Origin of the sequence: Pedobacter sp. BAL39 (assembly GCF_000170795.1) — a bacterium.
Lineage (GTDB): Bacteria > Bacteroidota > Bacteroidia > Sphingobacteriales > Sphingobacteriaceae > Pedobacter.
The window spans coordinates 441,326-463,859 of record NZ_ABCM01000002.1; the positions used below are offsets into that span (position 1 = coordinate 441,326).

Annotated in this window: 21 protein-coding genes; 10 read left to right on the plus strand and 11 right to left on the minus strand. The window is 44.6% G+C overall.

The genetic code is table 11. The features are described 5' to 3' along the window. Positions 1-26: 26 nt before the first annotated feature. From PBAL39_RS04140 to PBAL39_RS04175, 8 genes are all read right to left on the minus strand, one after another. Positions 27-2,012 carry a membrane protein gene (locus tag PBAL39_RS04140; protein WP_039866080.1) on the minus strand — a complete coding sequence of 662 codons (1,986 nt, stop codon included), beginning with the start codon at positions 2,010-2,012 and terminating at the stop codon, positions 27-29. Positions 2,013-2,079: 67 nt separating this feature from the next. Beyond that, a complete protein-coding gene (locus tag PBAL39_RS04145; RefSeq protein WP_008238620.1) occupies positions 2,080-3,513 on the minus strand; it encodes a DUF1080 domain-containing protein in 1,434 nt (477 codons plus the stop codon). 273 nt (positions 3,514-3,786) lie between these two features. Further along, positions 3,787-4,968, minus strand: coding sequence for an MFS transporter (locus PBAL39_RS04150; protein WP_008238621.1), 1,182 nt, complete (start codon positions 4,966-4,968; stop codon positions 3,787-3,789). A gap of 32 nt (positions 4,969-5,000) precedes the next feature. After that, entirely contained in the window at positions 5,001-5,285 is a 285-nt protein-coding gene (locus tag PBAL39_RS04155) for a hypothetical protein (RefSeq protein WP_008238623.1), read from the minus strand. A 40-nt stretch (positions 5,286-5,325) separates the two neighbouring features. Further along, complete coding sequence (locus PBAL39_RS04160) at positions 5,326-6,069, minus strand: hypothetical protein (RefSeq protein ID WP_008238624.1); 744 nt, start codon at positions 6,067-6,069, stop codon at positions 5,326-5,328. 205 nt (positions 6,070-6,274) lie between these two features. Further along, entirely contained in the window at positions 6,275-6,664 is a 390-nt protein-coding gene (locus PBAL39_RS04165) for a DUF2784 domain-containing protein (protein WP_008238625.1), read from the minus strand. A 4-nt stretch (positions 6,665-6,668) separates the two neighbouring features. Beyond that, entirely contained in the window at positions 6,669-9,263 is a 2,595-nt protein-coding gene (locus PBAL39_RS04170; RefSeq protein ID WP_008238626.1) for an ABC transporter permease, read from the minus strand. Beyond that, the gene (locus tag PBAL39_RS04175) at positions 9,256-9,945 is read right to left on the minus strand and encodes an ABC transporter ATP-binding protein (protein ID WP_008238627.1); all 690 of its coding nucleotides are present in this window, start codon (positions 9,943-9,945) and stop codon (positions 9,256-9,258) included. Before PBAL39_RS04175 ends, PBAL39_RS04170 begins: the two co-directional genes overlap by 8 nt. 149 nt (positions 9,946-10,094) lie before the next feature. On the opposite strand from PBAL39_RS04175, the gene PBAL39_RS04180 reads away from it, so the two are divergent. From PBAL39_RS04180 to PBAL39_RS04190, 3 genes are all read left to right on the plus strand, one after another. Then, complete coding sequence (locus PBAL39_RS04180; RefSeq protein ID WP_008238628.1) at positions 10,095-10,763, plus strand: arylesterase; 669 nt, start codon at positions 10,095-10,097, stop codon at positions 10,761-10,763. A gap of 2 nt (positions 10,764-10,765) precedes the next feature. After that, positions 10,766-11,224, plus strand: a complete 459-nt coding sequence (locus PBAL39_RS04185; RefSeq protein WP_008238629.1) for a DUF2721 domain-containing protein — start codon at positions 10,766-10,768, stop codon at positions 11,222-11,224. Positions 11,225-11,322: 98 nt separating this feature from the next. Further along, positions 11,323-13,524 (plus strand): bifunctional alpha,alpha-trehalose-phosphate synthase (UDP-forming)/trehalose-phosphatase, encoded by a 2,202-nt coding sequence (locus PBAL39_RS04190; RefSeq protein ID WP_008238630.1) that lies wholly within the window; start codon positions 11,323-11,325, stop codon positions 13,522-13,524. 133 nt (positions 13,525-13,657) lie between these two features. Here PBAL39_RS04190 and PBAL39_RS04195 read toward each other — a convergent pair whose 3' ends face one another. Then, the gene (locus PBAL39_RS04195; RefSeq protein WP_039866037.1) at positions 13,658-15,442 is read right to left on the minus strand and encodes a glycoside hydrolase family 15 protein; all 1,785 of its coding nucleotides are present in this window, start codon (positions 15,440-15,442) and stop codon (positions 13,658-13,660) included. Between the two features lie 135 nt (positions 15,443-15,577). On the opposite strand from PBAL39_RS04195, the gene PBAL39_RS04200 reads away from it, so the two are divergent. Next, positions 15,578-16,402: an ion transporter gene (locus tag PBAL39_RS04200; RefSeq protein WP_008238634.1), complete on the plus strand. Its 825-nt coding sequence runs from the start codon at positions 15,578-15,580 to the stop codon at positions 16,400-16,402. Between the two features lie 4 nt (positions 16,403-16,406). Here PBAL39_RS04200 and PBAL39_RS04205 read toward each other — a convergent pair whose 3' ends face one another. Continuing rightward, positions 16,407-17,093 carry an ABC transporter substrate-binding protein gene (locus PBAL39_RS04205; RefSeq protein ID WP_008238635.1) on the minus strand — a complete coding sequence of 229 codons (687 nt, stop codon included), beginning with the start codon at positions 17,091-17,093 and terminating at the stop codon, positions 16,407-16,409. A 489-nt stretch (positions 17,094-17,582) separates the two neighbouring features. On the opposite strand from PBAL39_RS04205, the gene PBAL39_RS04210 reads away from it, so the two are divergent. Further along, the gene (locus PBAL39_RS04210) at positions 17,583-18,842 is read left to right on the plus strand and encodes a prephenate dehydrogenase (RefSeq protein ID WP_008238636.1); all 1,260 of its coding nucleotides are present in this window, start codon (positions 17,583-17,585) and stop codon (positions 18,840-18,842) included. Between the two features lie 16 nt (positions 18,843-18,858). On the opposite strand, the gene PBAL39_RS04215 is transcribed toward PBAL39_RS04210, so the two are convergent. Then, positions 18,859-19,359: a hypothetical protein gene (locus tag PBAL39_RS04215; RefSeq protein ID WP_008238637.1), complete on the minus strand. Its 501-nt coding sequence runs from the start codon at positions 19,357-19,359 to the stop codon at positions 18,859-18,861. A gap of 101 nt (positions 19,360-19,460) precedes the next feature. On the opposite strand from PBAL39_RS04215, the gene PBAL39_RS04220 reads away from it, so the two are divergent. From PBAL39_RS04220 to PBAL39_RS04240, 5 genes are all read left to right on the plus strand, one after another. After that, the gene (locus tag PBAL39_RS04220) at positions 19,461-20,039 is read left to right on the plus strand and encodes a hypothetical protein (protein ID WP_008238638.1); all 579 of its coding nucleotides are present in this window, start codon (positions 19,461-19,463) and stop codon (positions 20,037-20,039) included. A gap of 242 nt (positions 20,040-20,281) precedes the next feature. Beyond that, positions 20,282-20,593, plus strand: coding sequence for a hypothetical protein (locus tag PBAL39_RS04225; RefSeq protein ID WP_008238641.1), 312 nt, complete (start codon positions 20,282-20,284; stop codon positions 20,591-20,593). Positions 20,594-20,651: 58 nt separating this feature from the next. Next, entirely contained in the window at positions 20,652-20,960 is a 309-nt protein-coding gene (locus PBAL39_RS04230) for a hypothetical protein (RefSeq protein WP_008238644.1), read from the plus strand. Between the two features lie 190 nt (positions 20,961-21,150). Then, positions 21,151-21,948, plus strand: coding sequence for a metallophosphoesterase (locus tag PBAL39_RS04235; protein WP_008238646.1), 798 nt, complete (start codon positions 21,151-21,153; stop codon positions 21,946-21,948). Between the two features lie 13 nt (positions 21,949-21,961). Next, positions 21,962-22,534 carry a hypothetical protein gene (locus PBAL39_RS04240; RefSeq protein WP_008238648.1) on the plus strand — a complete coding sequence of 191 codons (573 nt, stop codon included), beginning with the start codon at positions 21,962-21,964 and terminating at the stop codon, positions 22,532-22,534.

The window sequence follows — 22,534 nt, forward strand, 5'->3', positions numbered from 1 at the left end:
TAACAATTTAAAGCTTAGCCGGCTTTTTACTTGTTCAGGGAGTTGATCCAGGCCGCAATTTTCAATCCGTCGGCTTTGGATACCTGAGGCATTGGAGGCATCTCTGTTGAATAACCAGGCCAGTTTTCCGGCTTAGGGTTATGGATCAGCTGCACAATTTTCTCATTGGAGTATTTGCGTTTGGAGATGTCCGTGAATGAAGGTCCGATTTGTCTTTTTGTGGTATTATGGCAAGCCAGACAGGTGCTGCTGGTCAGCAGTCCTTTGACTTCAGCGTAAGTAGGTGCCTTTACCGGAGCCTTCACAGCCGCAGTTGCAACTGGCTTAGCTTTAGCTGCAGTTGTTGTAGTTGTTGCAGCTTTAGCGGTTTTTGTTACTTTTTTAATTACCGTTTTAGGCGTAGCCTTTGCTGTGGCTACGGCAACTGAGTTTCTGGTACTTAGTTCATTTGCCGACAGCTTTGCGCCTGCAGGAATGTTGTTTAGTGTATAATAGGCAACCGGATGTAGCAGCTCAGCAGCACTTTCCTTCGCACGTACACCATCAACTGTAATGGTATGGATATAATACTGACGCAGGCCATCTACTACAATCCTAGCCTTAAGACCATCTGCAGATACCTTTACACCTTTAACCTTAAGTTTTTCAGTGTTCACCGGAGGGGAACCGTATACTGGATGATATTTGTAGATGAAACTTTCTACATCATAAGAAGCTAGGTCATTTGCAGATTTAAGGTCAACCGGCTGAGTGAATTCTACCTCGAAGCCGTCTGGCATCGCGCGGACAGCTTTCATCTCGAAAGGTGTTTTGTTATTATATACCAGTCTTTCCAGACCTTCATTGGCATCACCTGCGGAACCCCAACCCCTGTTTGTTTCTCCAACAAACAAAGATCCGTCAGTGCCCCATGCCAGTCGCAATACTCCCGAACGGAAACCACTGCGGAACAAAAATGCAGCACCCTGCTCTTCGCCATTCACTTTTTCAAGGAACACCCTCGAGATGATACTCATCCCCTGGTCGCCAATCAGCAGCTGGCCTTCAAAAGGGCCAAAATGCCCTGCAGGGATCTTCACAGGTTCTGAAGTGGAGATACCGAGGATACCGTAAGGCAACCATACCGCAGGCAATCGCAGGTCTTTAAACTCTTTTTTCATTTCAAACAAAGTCTTAAATTGCTCATCGACCCTGTTTTCTGGTTTGATGTATCTTCCATTGGCGTCTTTAATCCGGCGCTCATCCATTCTTGAATAGAAATAGTCGGAGCTCAGTTTCAAAGGCGAATCCTGACGGTCTGTCCAGCGCAAACTTGCGGGATGTCCCAGGAAATCACCTTCATTCACTTTCCAGATACCGCCAGATCCAACCCAGTCGCCTTGATTCTCCGTATAGTAGAGCTGGTCGTCAATTACGTTCAGACCTGCCGGTGAGCGCAATCCCGCAGCCCAAGGTTTCATTTTCCCATCTTCAGTAATTTTCATTGCCCATCCGCGCATCGGCACTTTACTCTCTGCGCGCCACCACTCTTCGTTACCGAACGCTACGTTGCCGGTTACGAAGAAGGAACCATCAGGAGCGATTTTTGGACCAAAGCTATATTCATGGTAATGTCCGCTCAAAGGCCAGGCATAGATGGTTTCATAGACATCCGCCTTACCATCCATATTTCTGTCGATCAGTTTGGTCAGCTCTCCCCTTTGCGCTACATAAAAAGCACCGTCTTTATAGGCAAGACCTAGAATTTCGTGTAATCCTGAGGCAAATTTGCGAAAGTATGGGCGACTGCTGGTAGGATTTTCTACGACAAAAACCTCACCACGTCTTGTAGAGATACCAAGATCTCCGTTTGGCAGCGTTACCAGTCCGCCGACTTCAAGCACCGGTCCTTCCGGCACCCTTATTTTCATTATTTTGAAGAAATCTTCTTCCTTTGGCGTTTCCTGAGCAAAGCCGACGGAAAAACTAAAGCTTAATGCCAGCATCGCCAGCGTTTTAAAAGTATATTTCATGATGTCATGTATTTTGAGATGGTGATCATTCGGCCATAATGGTCTCCTGTCCATCCTGTCATCCGGATTAAAATAAAATTGAGTAGTTTAATTTGTCACGCAGCAGTACGACAAGCTCTTTCCTGCCATTGATGTCTCTGATGACGGGTTTATCCTGTGCGTTGTCAAACCTCAGGTAGAAGGACTGATCGTCAATTGCGTATAGTCCCTTAGCCACTTCTTTGATGTCGGCGGCATCTGCAGCAAGCAATACATAAAGGTTTTCTACAGGTTTATCGATACTAATCTGTCTGTTCAATCCCTCCACATTGTCAGATACCTTGATGGCATCCGTTACCGTGGAACCATACATCTGGTATTTAAATTCAGGACGCTCCTGAGCATCCATTACATATCCTTTAGTGCGGAATGAGGTTCCTGTGGTATCAGCAATCCAGGCTGATTCAGCAGTTGCGAGTTTCGCAATCGCAGGAACAGGTTTTTTTGTGTACAATGTCAGTGCACCGCGGGCTCTTGACGAACCGTCACCCCTATCATGCCACATCGGTGTAGCATCAATAAATTCTCCGCGCCACGACTGCAGCAACAAACCATTGTCGAGGTCATAGCTGTAATGAACCTGCTGGGGTGTGCCTACAGATATGGCGTGTACTACTCTCAAGCGACCTGGAAGGTCGATAAAACTGCGGATCATGGCATTAGACGGCGCGTCGATATAAATCGGATCAGCATCATTTCTTCCGCCATTCATCAGGTCACGGTCAGACACTTTTCCCATTTTGATATTCCTGAAGGCCACAGCACCGTGGTCACCCTGAATGCGTAAAGCGCCCAGAGGTTTTTCAGCGCTATTGGCTCCTCTTGTCGGACCAAAAAGTTCGACATTTTCATGAATCAATACCCCATTGAGTTCCAGACTGAGGATTCTTGCATTTTCTGTCTTTTTTCCGGAGCCATCAAAACGTGGAGCACGGAAGGCAATCTTAATGTGTTGCCACAAACCTGGTGCTTTACTGGCGTTCTGTCGTGGCGCGTATCCGCCATATCCCTGTTGTCCCTGAGGTTTTGCATCGTCCCAGCGTTCGTAGATTCCTCCGTTATTTGAAGAGAGCGGATTTTTTATGCCCCATGAATCTTCCAGCTGGACTTCATAGATCCCTTGCAGGTAGATTCCTGAGTTTGCACCCTTTGCCATCAGATAGTCCAGCTCCAGAAGCAGGTCGCCATGCTCCGCGGTAGTAAGCAGGTCGCTGCCGTGGTTTCTTTTAGTAGGGATGTTGACCAGGATGCCTGTACCTTTTGTAGTATTCAGTGCATTTGTGGCATTAAGATCAGCAGTTACGCCGCCAGCCAGGGACCATGTCTGCCCTGGGTCTTTAAACTGGGAAAGGTCATTCAGGCTGATCTCCGACTTGTCGGCCAGCTGTTGCCCGTCAACCAACGTTGTTCCCAACAGCCAGATAAAAGCTGTTGTTCCAAACTTTAAATAATTCAAATTCATTGTGGTGTTTTTGGTTAAAAAAAATTAAAAATAGAAATTACAAATTATAATAGAAGCATCATCAAATAATGATTCTGTTACAAATTATCATTCCACGCTTTAAATGATCTTAGACATAGATTTTTTGCTAAAACCATTTATAAGCGCTGAGAAAAATACAGAAAATATTTAATTTATCACTCGTTTGTAAAAATGATCCAGAGAAAATCTAACTAAATAGCCTGATCAGAAACAAGAAAAGTAGCGGATGTAAAAAATGATTTAGGACATTGCCTAGGCAATATGTTCTTTTGGAGTATTTTTATAGAGGAAATGAAGGTAGAAAAATGCGAGAATGGTCACAGCACTGCAGCAATAGAATGTTACAGGAATCATGCTGATGTCATCAATAAATAACCAGCCTGCAAGCAAGGCGCCCAGGCCAATTCCAGCCTCCAGTGCAATATACATGGTAGCCATGGCCTTGCCGCGATACATCGGGTCACTCAGGTCTACTGTCCATGCCGTCGCACTTGGTGATAACATCCCCGTGGCGACGCCATATAGTGCGGAAGCCGACATCAGCATAAAAGATGAGCTGGAGCAGGCGATGAGTACAGTTGATAGTGCCAGCAGCAATAACGAAAGACGGATGATCACTGTCCGGCCGAATTTATCGGATGCCTTTCCCGCAACAAAACGGATCAGCAGTGATGTAGCGGTGAATACCATAAAAAACAAACCCTTGTTGCTTGTGCCCAGGTGACTGCTCCAGTCTGATATCACAGTGAGGATCGCTCCATAGCTGATGTAACTCATGAAGATGATCACGACAGCCGGGATCACCCTCCATTCGATAATGTCCCTGCGGTTGATTTTCAAATGATTGAACATAAACTTCTCCTTACCCGGTAATGTCTCCTTCATATTCGCAAGAATGACAATAGATGCCAGCGCGAAGACGGAAGAGCAATAGAAAAGAATGTTGATGGAATAATGATCTGTAATGGCACTGCCAATTGCAGGGCCTATGGCAAGTCCCGTGCTAAAGCAAAGACTGTGTACGCCCATCGCTTCGCCCCATCTTTCTGTCGGCACGATATCAGCAACATATGCTGCCGTCGCAGTGGGCTTAAAACCTGTTGAAAAACCATGAATCAAACGAAGGAAGAGAAACCCTGCAACAGTCGTGAGCAAAGGATATAAAAAGCCACATACAAAACATACGAGGGAGCCTACTGCCATGACCGGAACACGCCCGATAGTATCGGTAAGCTTACCGCTAAACGGCCGGGAAATGCCTGCCGTTAGGGTAAAAAGTGCGATGATCAACCCTTTGTATTCGGCACCACCCATCTTACTGAGGTAGGCCGGAAGTTCCGGGATGAGCATATTGAAACTCGCTGAGAAGAGGAATGAACTAAGGCAGACAAGACCAAACTGAAGGGTATAAATGGTACTGGGTGTTTTCGGCATCAATGTTACGATTGAGCACTCAAAGGTAGTGACTAATTCGGGTAACTGGCAATTTTTGCCCCAATACTTTTTACGGTTTCAGCATCCAGTACAATTCGTACCTCATCCTTTTCAGCATCATGCTCGTACATTGGAAAAATGCCTGGATCCAGCTCATCAACTGGTAGCGCTTCCCACAGACCTTCCGATCGACCCATGGTTATCGCTCCCACGAGCGCCCCGTGGTAAATAATTTTGTAGGTACCAGCTTCCTCCGGCTGTACGGTAAGTGAAAATGTACTGTTTTGAATATCGATGACGATGTTAAAAGATTCCATGGTATTTTTTAACAGATAACACCAACATCAAAGGAATGTTTTAATTCTGCTTCCCTCCCAGGTTTACGACCAGTCCAATGGTGAATATCGAGTTTCCCGCCGTAAGGAACTTCCGGTTCTTCAATCCGAAATTACCACTTGAGGTGTACTGCAGCTGTATCGCATCACTGAGGTGCATGCGCGTAAAAAACACAGGCTCAATAAAAAGATTATCTTCTAGCGGCTGCCCAACGCCATTACTCAGGAAACTGTCCATATCTATATGACTGATCCTTAAGGCTGTGCCATAGTTCAAAGGATATTCCCTTCCAAATAACCTCAGGTTATTTTTCTTTTTTGAGCTGTAATTCAGCTGAATGAAAGTTTTATTGTACTTCACTAATTCTGTGTTGGTCAATGTAAGGATGTCGTTTTCATTATAATCGCGAAAGTTCCGGTCGGTGCGGCCGCTTCCAAATCCGGCGTAAATCTCAATGATCCTGTTATTGTCCGGACCAAACGTGTCAAAATATCCCAGGCCAACTTCTCCAAGCTTGTGCCTGTAGTCTTTTCGGGTTCTTTCGTTGTTCATCACGGATGCGCTCACTAAGGCGCCGAAATGGTTGGAGAACGCATATGCACCATTCAGACTACCATTCCCTTTTAATGAAATGTGTCCTCCTCCGCTAAATTCTCCCTTCGTACTCAGCATAGGGGTATTGGGCACATTGGGCATATAAACGGAAGAACAGGAAGCAGACAATAAAAGGATCGAAATCAAAAGGTACTGTATATGTTTATTCATAGTTAGGCAATCAAGATGAAACGGGTACAGCCATACGCTGCCCTGGATTTGCATAAAATCAGTTTTGAAACGCAATTTTTCGTCCAAAAGTCTATAAACTTATGAATTTCATCTGGTAAATGTTTATCCAGGATAACAAGCTATATACAGGATTCCCCATTTACCAGGGCTGAAACCGCTGTAACAGAGCTGTTACCTCCAGGCATCAGCCAATACTTTGAGGTGGTATTCTCCTCATAAAAAAGTTAACATAGATGGAACAACCAATTGCTAATGCAAAACTGACCAGGGTAATGACGTCTATCAGGACATTATTGATGTCCATTCCGGTAATTTTGTCCGCATAATATTTCACGAAAGAATCCGGCAGATGGCTTTCGCCTAATCGTGTTTTGACCTCCCAATGCCAGTCTGTTACAGGGCAGTAACCAATCCCGTACCAGATCCCAAGAATCAGCCAGCAGCCGAGCGTCAGGGCAACACCATACAAATGAAGCCTCCTCGTCACCGGAAATACCCAGGCAAAGAGGTTGAAGCCGATGATCAGCAAATGCAAGGCCGTATAAAAATAGTCCAAAACTAACAATGACATCATCTGATCAGCTTTCCTTTCTCAAAATTTCCAGTGGAGAATGGTTGAATATCTTCCTGCTGTTGTAAAGTCCCGTTAGCATCACCAATAGCGTGACAGCAATGAAGAAAGCGATTACGGGAAGTACATCTGGACTAAAGCTTGCCTTTAAACTGAAAGTCGCAATCGCCCAGGCTCCGGCCATTGCCAGGACAATCCCTGTCGCCGATGCCAGCATCCCGAGAAATAAGTACTCCAGGGCGATAATGATGTTCAGCTGTCGCCTGCTGGCACCCAATGTACGGAGTAGTACGGTTTCCTTTTGACGTTGTCCTTTACTCGCCATAACGGCCGAGAGTAATACGACCCATCCTGTGGCCATGCTGAAGCCTGCCATAAAACGAATCACAAAGCCTATTTTCCCAAGTAGGTCGTCCAGGACCTGAAGCACCAGCCCCAGGTCAATCATCGATATGTTTGGAAATTTGTTGACCACATCAGCCTGATACTTTGCAGAGGCCTCTTTCGAAGGCACCCGGGTCATCAGCACACTAAACTGAGGTGCTTTCTCCAATACACCTCCCGAAAATACTACCCTGAAATTGGTCTGCATCCTGTTCCAGTCCACTTCCCGCAGGCTACCTACAACTGCGGGGATAAGCATCCCCTGCACATTAAAAAGGATGGTATCTCCAATATTTACATGGATGCGTTCTGCATATTGTTGTTCCAATGATACTATCGCCGTACTGCCGGGTTTAACTGATCCGGTCCATTGGCCAGCCACCACTCGTTCGGCGGAAGTCAGCTGCTGCTGATAACTGGCCCTGATTTCTCCACGAAAAGCTCTGCCCTGCGGTCCTTCCCCACGTTGTTCCGGCTGGTCTTTTTTTCCGGCAAGGCTATCTGCAATTGCCAGCTCTGCAGCAGTTTTACCATTCACCTCCTCTATCCTCATGGTAACGATGGGCACCTGGCTCATTACAGGAAGCTGATGTTGCCTTGTCATCGTTGCCAGTGCTTCCTTTTGAGCCGACTGAATATCAAATAACACCATGTTAGGTTGATTTTTACTGGACGAAAAGGAAACCTTATTGATCAGGATGACCTGCACAAAATAAAGCAGGGCAATAAGTGTTGTTGAAAGGCCGATAGCAACGATCAGCATCACCGTCTGGTTGTTCGGGCGATAGAGATTTGCAAATCCCTGTCGCCACAAGTAACTCATTGAAGGGCGCATGGCCTTTCTGGTGAGCCACATCATTGCCTTCGATAAGCCATATAATGAACCAAAGGCGACGGTTATCGCCGCTATGAAAAACAAGGCCTCAATCCAGCCACCAAGCTGCAGGTAGCTGAAACCGTAGATAAAAAGAATGATGAATAGGTATACCACCCACGAAACAGGGTCTGATTTGGATTTTGAAGATTCGAAAGAGGCCCTGATGGCATTCAGTGGCGAGATCCTGCGTACCTCCAGCAGCGAAGGTAAGGCAAACAGCAAAGCAATCACGACACCAAGCACGAGCCCCTGTCCTATGGCGCTCCATGAAATGCGCATCTGTATCTCTATCGGAATGAAGTCTGCAAGTAGTGCGGGCAATCCAAACTGGATGAGGGTACCCAGTGCAGCCCCCGCAAGAGCACCGATGAACCCAACGGCAACAATCTGGATCAGGTAGATGATAAATGCCTCACGTGCATTCATGCCGAGACACCTTAATGTCGCAATCGCCGATAACTTTTCTTTGATGTATACCTGAACGGAACTGCCCACTCCGATGCAACCAAGCAATAAGGCTACAAAACCCGAAAGTGCCAGAAACCGGTTCAGGTCATTGAAGGCTCTGCCTGTACCTGCTTTTTTTGTCGCCACCGTTTCATGGTCCAGTCCTTCTTTATCCATTAAAGGACCTAGCTTTTTTAGCGTAGCTGTAAGTAAACCATCATTGTAGAACTTATAATAGTAACGGTAGGTGATCCTGCTGCCGATTTTATGAAGACCCGTTTTTTCCAGGTATTTCAAAGGGATGTAAACTACAGGTGCAACAGCACTGGTAATCCCGCTTTGGCCGGGTACGCGCTCAAGGCTTCCGGCAATGGCAAAGTTCAGCGCACCGATTTTGATGGAATCTCCAACCGCCGCACCGTACTGCATCAACAGTGTCTGATCTACAAGTGCATTTCTGCCCTGCTGAAATGTGCTGGCTGCATTGGCAGGGCTCGTACCGATCTCTCCGTAAAAGGGATATGCTCCTTCCAACGCGCGCACCTGTATCAGCCTGCTTGCACTATTTTTCAGGAAATATACCATCGAAGCAAAACTACGTTCCTTTGCCCGCCGTTCGCCAATTGTATCTAGTACCGCATCCGTGCTACCCTTAACCGGTTTACGGCTTTCGATAATCAGGTCGGCACCGGTAAGTTCCTTCGCTTGTTCGTCTATATCTCGTTGAAGGTTGTCGCGGAACGCATAAATAGCCACCAGTGCGGCAATGCCCAGGATGATGGAAGAAATGAAAAGCAAGAGGCGCGACCGGTTTCTCCGACTGTCCCTCCAGGCCATTCTAAAGAGCCATGAATAATTGGTCTTTCTATTGAAGTGCAGCTTTGTATCAGACATAATTAACCGCTGAATCTGAAATAATTACTCCACCTTTTAACTTGATGGTCCTATTCGCTTTTGCCGCAAGTTCGAGGTCATGTGTGACGATGATGAGCGTAGTTCCGGCAGCTTTGTTCAGGTCAAAGATCAGCCTGACAATTTTTTCACTAGTTTCCGTATCGAGGTTTCCTGTGGGCTCGTCAGCAAATAAGATGTCCGGTTGATTAGAAAAAGCACGTGCAAGCGACACCCGTTGTTGTTCACCTCCGGAAAGTTGTATCGGGTAATGCGACGCGCGGGCGCTAAGGCCAACTTTATCCAGTAACTCCATCGCCTGTTCCCCTGCGTTTCTGATGCCCCTGAGCTCAAGCGGGACCATTACATTTTCCAGGGCAGTTAGCGTGGACAGCAGCTGGAAATTCTGGAATATAAACCCGACATGCTGATTTCTCAGCGCTGCACGCTGATCTTCTGAGAGAACACCCAAATCCATATCGTTAAGCGCAACCGTTCCGTTGCTGGCCTGGTCGAGTCCGGCACACAGACCAAGTAATGTCGTTTTGCCACTTCCTGAGGGGCCAGTGATGGCCACGGTGTCGCCGGCCGTCACACTAAAGCTGACCTGATCCAGAACAGTCAGCGCCTGGGCCGCGCTTTGATAAATTTTACTTACATTTCGGACATCAAGAATCGTTTTCAAAGCTTATTGTTTTTTATATTTTTGAGGAATAAGATCAGGGATAATGACGGTGTTGACTGTTAAATATACAATATTGCCTGGGAAACATTTTTCTATTATCACCAAATCCATAAGATATGTTACATAATTGCCACATAAATGCCCGTATTTTGACAGTCATCTGTGCAACACTCCTCAGTTTCAGCTCCTGCGTCAACAACGACTCCAAAAAACAGAAAGACGAGGAGCATCCTGTTGACGGATCCGCAGGGAACAATGAAAAAACTTTAAAAAAGAATATCCTGTTTTTCGGAACTAGCCTTACTGCAGGCTATGGACTGGATGCAACCGAAGCTTATCCTGCATTGATACAAAAAAAAATTGATGATGGCGGTTTGCCCTACAAGGTCATCAATGCCGGACTAAGCGGCGAAACTTCGGCAGGTGGAAAAGGCAGAATCGACTGGCTGCTGGAGCAGCCGGTAAATATCATGGTACTCGAGCTGGGTGCCAACGACGGACTTCGGGGCCTTCCACTGAAAGAAACGGTCAAAAACTTGCAGGACATCATTGACCGCGTGAAAGCTAAATATCCGGAGGTGAAACTGGTGATGGCAGGTATGCAGATCCCCCCAAATATGGGTGCCGAATATGCGACTGAATTCAAGGGTATTTTTCCGACCCTCGCAACAACAAATAAGATGACGCTTGTGCCATTTTTATTACAGGGTGTGGGCGGTGTATCCCGTTTAAATCAGGAGGATGGCATTCATCCGACTGCTGAGGGACAAAAAATTCTGGCAGACAATGTCTGGAAGGTACTCAAAGACTTATTATAACTATGGAAATCTCAATCAATACACCGGCGTTGCTGTTTCCTGCAATCAGCCTCATTATGCTTGCTTACACCAACCGCTTCCTGGCGCTTGCTGCTTTGGTGAGAAGTCTCCATGCCAAATATGCTGAGGGAGATAAGGAAAGTATGTTGCATGGCCAGATTGGCAACCTTCGCTACCGCCTGAGGCTCATCAAAAATATGCAGGCTTTCGGTGTACTGAGTTTCGTGACCTGTATCCTATGTATGTTATGCATCTACCTTCAAAAACCGGTATTCGCCGAAGTACTTTTTGCCATGAGCCTGCTTTTTTTTACCGTATCCTTACTCATGTCACTGCTGGAAATTCAGCTCAGTACAAAAGCATTGGAAATAGAGCTTAGCGGAATGGAAGACCTTGAAGATCCGTCAATTGTAAAATATATTAAGCGAAAAACAAGTCGTGAAGGTGTTTCTAAAAAATAAAGAATAACTCCTGCATATCCGATAAATTATCAACTAATAATACATTTTCCTTAATTAAATCAAACAAAACTGTGTTTGCGGGGTTTTTTAAGTACAAAATGGTAAAGGATAGCAAAACAATAATTATTTCAAACCGTTTGCCCGTCAAGATTACGGAGATCAACGGTGAGTATATGCTCAGTCCTAGTGAAGGAGGATTGGCAACTGGATTAGGCTCGGTTTATAAGCAAGGAAACAACATATGGATAGGCTGGCCCGGAATTGAAATTCCGGAAGAACGACAGGCAGAGGTCACAGAAAAGCTGGCACAGCTTAACCTCATCCCCGTATTTCTCACAGCCGAAGAAATCAACCTTTTTTACGAGGGTTTTTCTAATGAGATCTTATGGCCTGTATTTCATTACCTCGTGACTTATGCGAACTTCGATCAGGTTTACTGGGATTTCTATAAGAGTGTCAACAAGAAGTTTAAAGATGTGGCAGTCACGCATCTCAAACAGGGTGATACCCTGTGGGTGCATGACTACCAGTTGCTGATGCTGCCCTGTCTCATCAGAAGAGAGCAGCCGCAGGTGACCATCGGTTTCTTTCAGCACATCCCCTTCCCTTCTTATGAGATCTTCCGGCTGATTCCATGGCGTGAAGAACTCATTGCAGGAATGCTGGGTGCAGACTTACTCGGTTTTCATACGTTTGACGATGTACGGCATTTTCTTAGTGCAGCATCAAGGTTGTCAAATGGAAAACTCGCGGACAATGTCATCATCTATAAGAACAGACAGGTGGTTGTCGAAGCATTTCCAATGGGTATTGATTACGAAAAATTCGAGAGCTTAACCAAACATCCAAAAGTAGCCAAGTATGCGGATTCATTTAAAATCAGTCAGCAGCGGTTAAAAATCATTCTGAGTATCGACAGACTGGATTACAGTAAAGGAATCATCCAGCGCTTACAGGCGTATGAACTGTTACTCCAACTGCACCCTGAATACATTGAGAAGCTGGCGCTATATATGATCGTTGTTCCCTCCAGGGATACAGTACCTAAATACAAGGAGCTTCGGGACAACATTGATCAGTTGGTAGGTAACATCAATGCGCGTTTCAGAACAATGAACTGGGTGCCCATCCATTACTTTTACAGGTCCTTTTCTGTGGAATTTCTGTCGGCCATGTACAGCAGCGCAGACATCTGTCTCGTGACGCCAATGCGTGATGGTATGAACCTGGTCAGTAAGGAATATGTGGCCTCCAGGATCAAGAATGATGGGGTATTGATCTTAAGTGAGATGGCGGGCGCCTCCAAGGAATTAAATGACGCATTAATTGTAAATCCTAATAATATCGGCGACATCATGCGTAAGATACTCACAGCCATCAACATGACGGCAGATGAGCAGCAACAGCGCATGACCGCCCTGAGAAAAACAGTCAAAAAATTTAATATACACCTTTGGGTGAGAAACTTTATGAATAAATTACAGGAAGTGAAAGAGATGCAGGAGTCGTTGAAGACCAAACATGCCGTACAGGTAGTGAAAGATGAAATTGCTGATGCTTACAAAAAGGCAAAAGAGCGTTATATATTTCTGGATTACGATGGTACGCTTGTAGGATTCAACGGAGATATCGAAAAAGCCGCTCCTGATGAAGCTTTATATAATTTACTGGAACGCCTGACTGCAGATCCGCTCAACAGGGTCATCATCATTAGTGGAAGGCGTTACCAAACCCTGGAGAGCTGGTTTGGGCATCTTAAACTGGACATGATTGCCGAGCATGGTGCCTGGCAGAAAATCAATGCGGAAGAATGGAAAAGGCTGCCCCTACTTACCGATAAATGGAAACAGGAAGTGAGTGCCGTATTGGAAACCTATACGGACCGGACTCCCGGATCATTCATAGAAGAGAAAAGTTACTCGCTGGTTTGGCATTACCGCAAAGTCGAAAATGGCCTTGGGGAACTGCGTGCCAACGAGATCATCAACCACCTGCGCCTGGTTATCGCTGAAAAAGGATTGCAGATGATGCCAGGAAACAAAGTGATAGAATTTAAAAATGTTGAGGTGAATAAAGGTAAGGCAGCCCAAAACTGGTTGTACGGCAATGATCCGGATTTTATACTGGCATTGGGAGACGACCACACCGACGAAGACATCTTCAAAGCGCTGTCTACGGATGCATACACCATTAAGGTAGGTAGTAACATCTCGGCTGCAAGGTTTTACCTGAAAGACTTCATAGAAGTCCGTCAGTTGCTCAGTACCTTGCTGGAGCCGTCGACCACACTGATCGGTTAAATATAGGTGTTGATCAGCCGGGATTTTAGTCTCGTAAAAATGCCCTTAGACGATTATCGTACTAAGGGCATTTCTTATTGGGGGAATTCTTATTTGGGCATTCCTGGTTATGCGCATTCCGCAAACCAGTAGGCTACAGAAAAACGGGCCGGTCCAGTTTAATAGCAATGCGATGTGCAGCGTTCATGAGGCCAACGTGACTATAAGCCTGAGGGAAGTTGCCCCACTGACTGCCATCTTTCTCGTCTACATCTTCACTAAACAGCGAGAGGTGATTTCCGTATTTAATGATGGCTTCAAATTCACGTATGGCATCATCCAATCTTCCTACACAGGCAAGCGCCTCCACATACCAGAACGCACAAATCAGGAAGGTGGTTTTTGGCTTGCCAAAATCATCGGTATGAAGGTACCGGTAGAAAAGCCCTCCCTCGGCTTTTAGTTCTTTCTCTAATGCGATGAGGTGATCTTTTGCCCGCTGTGACTGAGGGTCGAGATAGTTCATGAGAATGAGCTGAAGTGTGCTGGCATCCAGGTGCGGGCTGCCTACTGCATGGTTATAAGCTTTCTTCTCCGGGTCGTAACAATCTTCAATGTGTTTCGAAGCTTTTTCAATCAGGCGCTCTGCACGTTCCTGAAAAGCTTTATTGCCAATGGTTATGGACATCTTCAACGCTGCATTGGCGCCTGCCCATTGGAAGAGGTTGGTATAACAGTGGGTATTCGCAATATTTCTAAACTCCCAGATACCTGCATCCTGCTCATCAATGGTGCGTTCAATTTTACCGAGCAGGCTATCCAGCCAGATTGATGAATCCTGACGTTCGTCAATGATGAAACGCCTGTCGTGATACAGCGGCAGCATGGAAATCAATACCTGTCCATAAATATCATTCTGAATGTGTTCGTAAGCCTGATTACCCACCCTGACCGGCTGGTTCCCCAAATATCCTTTCACATGTCCGAGCTGGCGTTCGGTCAGAACTCTCTCGCCTGCAATTCCAAACAGTGGCTGATAGCGTTTATCGTCACTAAAGGAGATGTCGGTCACATAACCGAAATACTTCTCCATTTCCTCGAAATGGCCAATGTGGTTCAGCGCGGTAATGACATAGTAGGTATCCCTCATCCAACAGTAGCGATAATCCCAGTTACGTGTGCTTCCGGGTGACTCAGGGAGACTGGTGGTACTTGCCGCAATGATTGCGCCGGTATCTTCATATTGGTGGATTTTCAGCACGAGCGCAGATCTGATCACCATGTTCTGATAAAAGCCGTCGATTTTGCTGTGCTTGATCCAGGTCCTCCAATATTTGATGGTTTCTTTCAGGAAGCGATCTGCGGTACTCTCCAGCGGGGCATCCAGCTGGTGTCCGTAGGTCAGGACAAGGTATTTCGGTTCTTTTAAAGCGAAATAAGTCTCATCCTCAATGTAACTAATGGGGATGTTTGTGCTGAGCTGCATATCTTCTTCACATCCTTTAAACTGAATGTGGTTGCTGCCCCGGTACCCTTTCTGATGGCTTGCTCCATAATTGCAGACAGGCGTGCATTTCACCCTGATTCGGGGATTTCCTTCCAGGAGTTCCACCTTTCTAATAAGCATTAATGGTTTAAAGTAGCGATCGAACTGACGAAAGCGTGGTGCAAAATCAGTAATTCTGTATTTTCCCTCAGCATAAGAGATTTCTGTACAGATGATGTTGGTATTCTCCAGGTAATATTGATGAGAGGTATAAGGCTCTTTTGGGAGAATTGAAAATGATCCCCCTGTTGAAGAATCATCGATCAGTCCTCCGAAGATAAAACTACTATCGAATCTTGGCCAACATAACCAGTCAACATTTGTATTTTTATTTATATGGGCAAGGTAAGCGCAGTTTCCAATAATTCCAGTTTGATAGGTGTGTCTCTCCATGTAAAAGCTTTGTGATGAAATGATAGTATCTGTTAATCTTTTGAAAACAAGCATGGGGGCCTTTTGTTGTATTTTTTTAGTTTCAGTGCGTGATTTTTTTTAGCTTCAGCTCCGCATCCAATGAAATAGCTTACAATGAAAGGTAAAACTCAAGACCACACAAACTGGAAAGAAAGACTACATGAAGTGATCTACGAGTCCAATACCGTTGCAGGGAAAACCTTTGATGTTGCACTTCTGATTGCAATTGTGCTGAGTATTTTGGTGGTGATGCTGGATAGTGTGGCGGCTTACCATAATAAGTATGGAGGTATTTTTACGGCTCTGGAATGGGGATTTACAGTGTTGTTTACCATCGAATATCTACTTCGGCTGATGGTGATCCGGCATCCCTTACGGTATATCAAAAGCCCTCTGGGGATCATTGACCTGCTGGCGCTGATTCCCTCCTACCTGAGTATAATTTTTATCGGTGCGCAGTCGTTGCTCGCCCTGAGGGCATTGAGGTTGCTGAGGATATTCAGGATATTCCGGCTCGGCCGTTACCTTTCCGAGATGAATTTCCTGACACAGGCCATTGCAGGTAGTCTCAGGAAGATCAGTATTTTCATGCTCACCGTATTGACACTTGTGGTCGTGCTTGGCTCGGTGATGTACCTGGTTGAGCACCGTGAGAACGGCTTCTCCAGCATTCCGGAAAGTATTTACTGGGCCATCGTCACGATCACAACCGTTGGCTATGGAGACATTTCACCGGTAACGCCTACCGGAAAGTTTGTCGCCTCCATCATGATGTTGATTGGTTATGCAATTATTGCGGTACCGACCGGGATCATCACAACGGAAATGGCAGTCGCCGCGCGAAAAAAAGGGCAGCATTTACAGGTTTGCCCAGGATGCGGCAGAGAAGGACATGATGGAGATGCCAACTATTGCAAATACTGCGGTACGATGTTGTAATCGATCAGAATTCAACCTTACTGAACCATTTGTCGTGGATCTCGGTGTAGACACCGTTGTCTTTAAGTCTGCTTAATGCCGCATTGAACTGTTTTGTAAGTTCAACATCACCTTTTTTCATGGCAATAGCATAATGAGAATCCGTGTCAGGCATGAACATGCCAATTTTAAGCTTCGGGTTATTTTGCAGAAAACCTCCGGCGATTGGCGAATCGTCAATCAGCATGTCAATCTTTCCAGCCTGTAATTTGCGGTATAATTCCTTGTTCGTTTCCGCATGAACCATGTTATTTGCTGGAAATTTCGTGTGTACATGTTTTTCTGCTTCTGTGGCAATCCTCACACCAATGGTTTTGTTCCGGAAATCATCAACGCTGTTCAGGCTGCTATCGGCAGGTATCACCGCACATAGCCTGAAATGAAGATAAGGGTCGCTAAACTCAAGAATGTGCCTCCTCGAAGGTGTGACTGTCACAGCAGAACAGATGATGTCCAATTCTCCTTTAAAGAGTTTTTCAAGGATGTTCTGCCATAATGAAACTTCATATTCGATCTCATAATCCAAATCTGCTGTTATTGCAGCCAGGAGGTCTACTTCAAACCCCTCAAAACGTTCAGAGTTGTAATCCGAATGCATCGGGAAAGGCGCGGCAGAGTCTAAACCGACTTTCAATACTTTTTTTGGAGCCATATTTTGGGAAACCTTTTTTTCAGACGCCGCTAATTTACACAGTTAAATCAAATAATCGGCAAAACGATTGTAAAGAACCAGTGGAAATGACAAATAAAGGTTGGAAAAAACCGACAATCATCCCATATTCCCCAACTTTGATCATATTTTAACAAAATAATAGAAGGGAATGAGCAAAAGACCGCTGGACTGCTGGTTATCAGCAAACTAGAGTTATTTTTTAGGAAGCATTTTTTTTTTGCTACCTTCATCCTATATTTTAATCTTAAAAATTGAATTTTATGTTTCCAATGATCATCCTACCAGTTTTAGTCGTTGTTATTATTGTTACAGCGTTTTATTTATCCTTTATCAGAAAGAACAAGGCGTCTCACTAAAATTGATCACATACGAATGTCGCCCTGTGCGGTAGTCAGCTACCGGACGGGGCGTTTTTATAATAAATTATAACCAGGACCTTTCGTTTAGGACTGTCCAATTTTATGAAACATGAATATAGGAATCATCGGCCTTGGAGATATGGGCAAGCTCTATGCAAAATGCTTTTCTAAGGCTGGATATGCTGTCTTCGGAACAGATTTGCCAGAGCGTTATGAAGCGCTAATGGAGGAACTAGGTCCACTCGGGATCACGGTCCTGCACGATGGCAAGGAAGTTTCTAGAATTTGCGACATTATTTTCTATGCGGTAGAGTCGGAAAAAATCAATGAGGTTGCTGCGTTATATGGTCCCTCTACAAAATATGGAGCCATAGTTTCTGGTCAGACCTCCGTAAAAACACCGGAGATCCGTGCTTTTGAGCAATACCTCCCAAAAGACATCAATATCATTACCTGTCATTCACTGCATGGCCCTGGGATTGACCCAAGCGGTCAGAAGATGATCGTGATCCCCCACCGATGCAATGACCAGGCTTATCAGCGCATGACGGATGTCCTGATGGCTTTAGGATCGGATTTAATCGAGATGGTCGATTTTCAGATGCACGACAGGATTGTCGCGGACACGCAGGTGGCTACACATGTCGGCTTTGAAAGCATGGGCACCGCCTGGAAATCCGCGGGCTTTTTTCCCTGGGAGAACGCGTCTTATGTGGGCGGCATTGATAACGTCAAGATCCTGACGACACTAAGGATATTCAGCTACAAGGCACACATTTACGCCGGCCTGGCGATCTTAAATCCCTTTGCGGGGGAACAGGTGAAACGGTATGCACAATCGGAATCCGAGTTGTTCAAGATGATGATCATGGAAGAAAAACAGGCATTCAGGGACCGCCTTCATCGGGTAAGGGACTTTGTTTTTCATGAAAGCAGAAAACCGCTGATGCTGGATGATCAAATCATGCAGGAATTTTCTCTTTCGGCAAACCCGGAGATTCGCAGGCCAAACTCGCACCTGAGTTTATTGAGCATGGCTGATGCCTGGTATCATCTCAACACAAACCCTTATGAAAATCTAATCTGTCAGACCCCCCCTTTCAGATTGCGACTGGGTATCGTAGAGTATCTTTTCAGAAATGAAGAGCTCCTGGAGGAGTCTATAGAAACCGCGCTATTCGACAAAAGCATCCGCGCAGATGACCTTGAGTTCCACTCTGCTGTCCGTGAATGGGCATCCATCATCGGCTACGGAGACATGAATGGCTATAAGCAACATTTCGATCAGACCAAACTGTTTTTCAGCGGAAGGTTGGAACAAGGACGTGAGCAGAGTACTGAAATGATCCGCAGATTGAGCTCGAAATAACCACGGCTCCCCGGTTTCAATACCTGAGGCTTGTCCAATGGATCAGCATTCCCTGGAAAGATCCTCCAAAATAACCGCACAAGTCAAACTGATCCTGAAAGCCATCATTTAGTGCAAATTGATGGCTTTCATCATCCGACAACAACCGATCGTCAATTCTGATGTTCGGGGCTCCTCCTGTATACTCTTCAATTATGATCCTTTGAAGATCCACACATTTTAGGATCGGTGCAAACTGAAATTCATTTATGGAATCTTTATAAACGACCATTTTTAGCTCCTCATTTTTTTTCCAGAGCCCAACATCATTTCTCCTGATGGTATGTAGCTTGGGCAGGAGAAATTCCGTGTAGTCATCTCCGTCCCAGGGTGTTCCGAATTTCTCCAGGTGCCGCTGTTGGTATCTGACATATTCTTGTTCCATATAAACCGAAAGACCAGTCAGGCCTTTCCATATTTTTTCGATGAAATAATTGGCATTGCCATTAATAGAGGTATCAAAACCCAGTTTTGTCATGATAGAATCGTGAAATGAGTCCGGCAATTTATGAAATCCATACAATTAATAAAACAATATAAATACTCTTTTGTTAAAATATTACACTTATAAAATACCTTATGAAAAAATTATTATTTACTACAAGTCTTTGTGTTGCAGCGTTTTTCAATACAAATGCACAAATCTCCAAAGGAAATGTGATGATCGGTGCAAATATCACGAACCTTTCGTTTGGCCTCGATAAGCCGAACGAATTTAGTTTCGCATTGAACCCTAAAGCCGCCTGGTTTGTCCAGGATGGACTTGCACTGGGTGGAGACGTCTCCTTCGGTTTGCAGACAGCAAAAAATGCGGGAACAAGTATTAACTATGGCGTGGGTGCACTGGGTCGGTACTATGGTGCCACGGGTGCAAATGAAGTGGTTAAAAACTCCAGATTTTTTGGTGAAGCTACAGTCGGTGTTTCCGGAAGAAATCCCGCGGTCGGTGAATCGACAAATGGATTAGGTTTTAGCTTTGGCCCCGGATTTACGTATTTCGTTACCGAATCTATCGGCTTGGAAACATTGCTAAAATATAATGGAGTAGTTGGATTTGGAAACAGCGCCTATGGTCATAATCTTACCTTAGGTGTGGGTTTCCAGATTTATCTTCCTGGAAAAAGCACGGCACGAAAAGTACAGCGTGATATGAATTAGGCGCTGATGAAGAGATAAAAAAGCTTCAATCCTCCAAAGGTTGAAGCTTTTTTATGAAGTTGAACGCGGCACTCATGATCACAAATCCCACAGATTGATGACCTTCTCCACACTTATAAATATTGAGTTAAAAGGATAAATAACTGATTATCAAAGCAAAAAACAGAATACCATCGAGTGGCACCATTATTAAACAACATTTAACAGAATTAATCAGTTTACGAACTAAAAATATAAAGAACATGAAAAAGATCATCTTATCAGCAGCTCTATTCGCTTTCGCAGGTTTAACTATTGCAAATGCAAGTGAAGTAAACAAACCGTCCGACATCATTGTTCAACAAGATAGCGTTACTAAAACGCCAGTTGAACTTAAGGATCTTCCAGAACCTGTTAAGGCTACCCTTCAAACTGAACCGGTTAAACAGTGGACGCCAACAGCGGCATTCCTGGTAACAAATGCGGACAAAACTACTTACTATCAGATCGACATCAAAAAAGGTGACGAAACTGCATCAGTAAGATTGGATGCAGAGGGTAAACCTGTTAAATAGTAAATCAATAAGTGTTAAATGAAGTAACCAAATTATAAAATTTAAATTATTCGAGCATATGAAAAAGTTAATCTTATCCGCTGTATTTGTAGCCTTCGTTGGCCTTACAGCATCAAAAGCAAACGATGTAAAAATTCCGGTTATTGCTGCAGTTCAGGACAGTACCACTAAAACTCCTGTAGAGATTAAAGACCTGCCAGAGGCTGTTAAAACTACATTGAAAGCCGACCCATATAAAGAATGGACACCTACCGCCGCATGGTTGGTCACCAACGCTGATAAAACTCAATATTTTCAGGTTGATGTCAAAAAAGATGAGCAAATTGCTTCCTTAAAAATAGGTGCTGATGGTAAAGTTATCGAATAAATCCCACCTTTTATATAAGTAAAAGAGAGTCAGCGGAACCTGACTCTTTTTTTTTTACTAATCAAACATAATATAATTTGCTGTGTTAAAATAATGCCATTTCTTTGTTAACGAAATGCCATATATGCCAATCCAGAAGAAATTAAGCTGTTTTTAAGCTTAGGTTTGCGCTTCTTCTACAAAAGATGACATGAAACATTTTTACACTTTATTATTATTGAGCTTGGTCTTTTCCGGATGTAATCATTTCGAATATAGCCCTAACCAGATTTTCGATAGGAATTCACTTCGCGATCTGAATGCGACGAACCTTAAGAAGCTTGGCGACGGTGCTCAGGACGATACCGTGAAATTTATCCTCACCGGTGATACACAGCGTTCAAGAGATGAAACGGTTGAATTTTACAAAAAAATCAATGCCATGAAAGACATTGATTTTGTGGTTCTTGCTGGTGACATCTCCGAGTTCGGCGTACTTAAGGAAATGGAGTGGATCTCCAGAAGTCTCAGACACCTGGAGGTTCCTTATATTTCAGTTATTGGCAACCATGATTTAACGTCCAGGGGCAGGGAAACCTTTGAGCATATGTTCGGACCGCTGAATTTTAGTTTTGTATATGGGGGCATTAAGTTTATTTGTCACGACACAAATGGAAGGGAATACAGCTTTAATGGTAAAGTCCCAGACATGCCCTGGCTGAAGGAACAGCTCAAGCCCACAGCTGGAGTAAATAACTTTATTGCAGTATCACATGTCCCGCCGAGTGCAGAAGACTTCGATGTAAAGTTATATGACGACTACATCAATACTTTCGACAGTACGCCCGGATTCCTGGGTTCATTACACGCACATACCCATAGCTTCGAGGTCAAATATCCGGATAATAGCGGTATCCCTTACTTAGTTACGGGAAACCTCGGTTCAGGGGAGTTTATAATAGTTCAGGTTGTTAATCAAAAATTGAGTTTTGAGCGTGTATTTTTCTAGGTATTTTTTAATAGTGCTGTTTTTTTTAGGTCTTTCTGTCAATGTACCCGCCCAGGGTGTAAAATTTTTGATTCCTGATGCTGCCATTGTCCAGTTTGCCGGAAGTATCGGGTATTTCAGTGCGGGTGCGGGTTATGATATCTTCAAAAATAAAAGAGGAAATATTGATTTCAACTACGGGTATGTTCCAAAATCAAAAGGGGGTGAATTACATATTCTAACCGCAAAGTTTGCCTACAGACCCTTCCAGATACGATTGAAAGACTGGGGGAAATTTTATCCTTTTAATCCGGGTGTCTTCTTTACTTATACTTTTCATAAAGACCTGTCCTGGAGATTCAATCCGGACCTTTACCCTGACAATTATTACTATTGGTCAGAGGCGTTCCGGCCTCACATCTCATTCACCAATGAATTGGAATTGAAGGCAGACAAGCTACTTAAAGGAACTGGCATCAAAACGCTAAGTGTATATTCTGAATTCAACTCCAATGATTATTACCTGGTCAACTATTTTCAGAATATGTCCGAATTGACACTGTCTGACGTGTTTCAACTCGGCATTGGGTTAAGAGTCAAATTTTAA

Bases quoted from the DNA above. Each gene is read 5' to 3' on its own strand.
- PBAL39_RS04200 (WP_008238634.1), top strand. From the start codon at position 15,578: ATGAAAGGTAAAACTCAAGACCACACAAACTGGAAAGAAAGACTACAT.
- PBAL39_RS04225 (WP_008238641.1), top strand. From the start codon at position 20,282: ATGAAAAAGATCATCTTATCAGCAGCTCTATTCGCTTTCGCAGGTTTA.
- PBAL39_RS04185 (WP_008238629.1), top strand. From the start codon at position 10,766: ATGGAAATCTCAATCAATACACCGGCGTTGCTGTTTCCTGCAATCAGC.
- PBAL39_RS04190 (WP_008238630.1), top strand. From the start codon at position 11,323: ATGGTAAAGGATAGCAAAACAATAATTATTTCAAACCGTTTGCCCGTC.
- PBAL39_RS04220 (WP_008238638.1), top strand. From the start codon at position 19,461: ATGAAAAAATTATTATTTACTACAAGTCTTTGTGTTGCAGCGTTTTTC.
- PBAL39_RS04235 (WP_008238646.1), top strand. From the start codon at position 21,151: ATGAAACATTTTTACACTTTATTATTATTGAGCTTGGTCTTTTCCGGA.
- PBAL39_RS04170 (WP_008238626.1), bottom strand. From the start codon at position 9,263: ATGTCTGATACAAAGCTGCACTTCAATAGAAAGACCAATTATTCATGG.
- PBAL39_RS04210 (WP_008238636.1), top strand. From the start codon at position 17,583: ATGAATATAGGAATCATCGGCCTTGGAGATATGGGCAAGCTCTATGCA.
- PBAL39_RS04230 (WP_008238644.1), top strand. From the start codon at position 20,652: ATGAAAAAGTTAATCTTATCCGCTGTATTTGTAGCCTTCGTTGGCCTT.
- PBAL39_RS04140 (WP_039866080.1), bottom strand. From the start codon at position 2,012: ATGAAATATACTTTTAAAACGCTGGCGATGCTGGCATTAAGCTTTAGT.
- PBAL39_RS04215 (WP_008238637.1), bottom strand. From the start codon at position 19,359: ATGACAAAACTGGGTTTTGATACCTCTATTAATGGCAATGCCAATTAT.
- PBAL39_RS04155 (WP_008238623.1), bottom strand. From the start codon at position 5,285: ATGGAATCTTTTAACATCGTCATCGATATTCAAAACAGTACATTTTCA.
- PBAL39_RS04160 (WP_008238624.1), bottom strand. From the start codon at position 6,069: ATGAATAAACATATACAGTACCTTTTGATTTCGATCCTTTTATTGTCT.
- PBAL39_RS04205 (WP_008238635.1), bottom strand. From the start codon at position 17,093: ATGGCTCCAAAAAAAGTATTGAAAGTCGGTTTAGACTCTGCCGCGCCT.
- PBAL39_RS04165 (WP_008238625.1), bottom strand. From the start codon at position 6,664: ATGATGTCATTGTTAGTTTTGGACTATTTTTATACGGCCTTGCATTTG.
- PBAL39_RS04195 (WP_039866037.1), bottom strand. From the start codon at position 15,442: ATGGAGAGACACACCTATCAAACTGGAATTATTGGAAACTGCGCTTAC.
- PBAL39_RS04150 (WP_008238621.1), bottom strand. From the start codon at position 4,968: ATGCCGAAAACACCCAGTACCATTTATACCCTTCAGTTTGGTCTTGTC.
- PBAL39_RS04145 (WP_008238620.1), bottom strand. From the start codon at position 3,513: ATGAATTTGAATTATTTAAAGTTTGGAACAACAGCTTTTATCTGGCTG.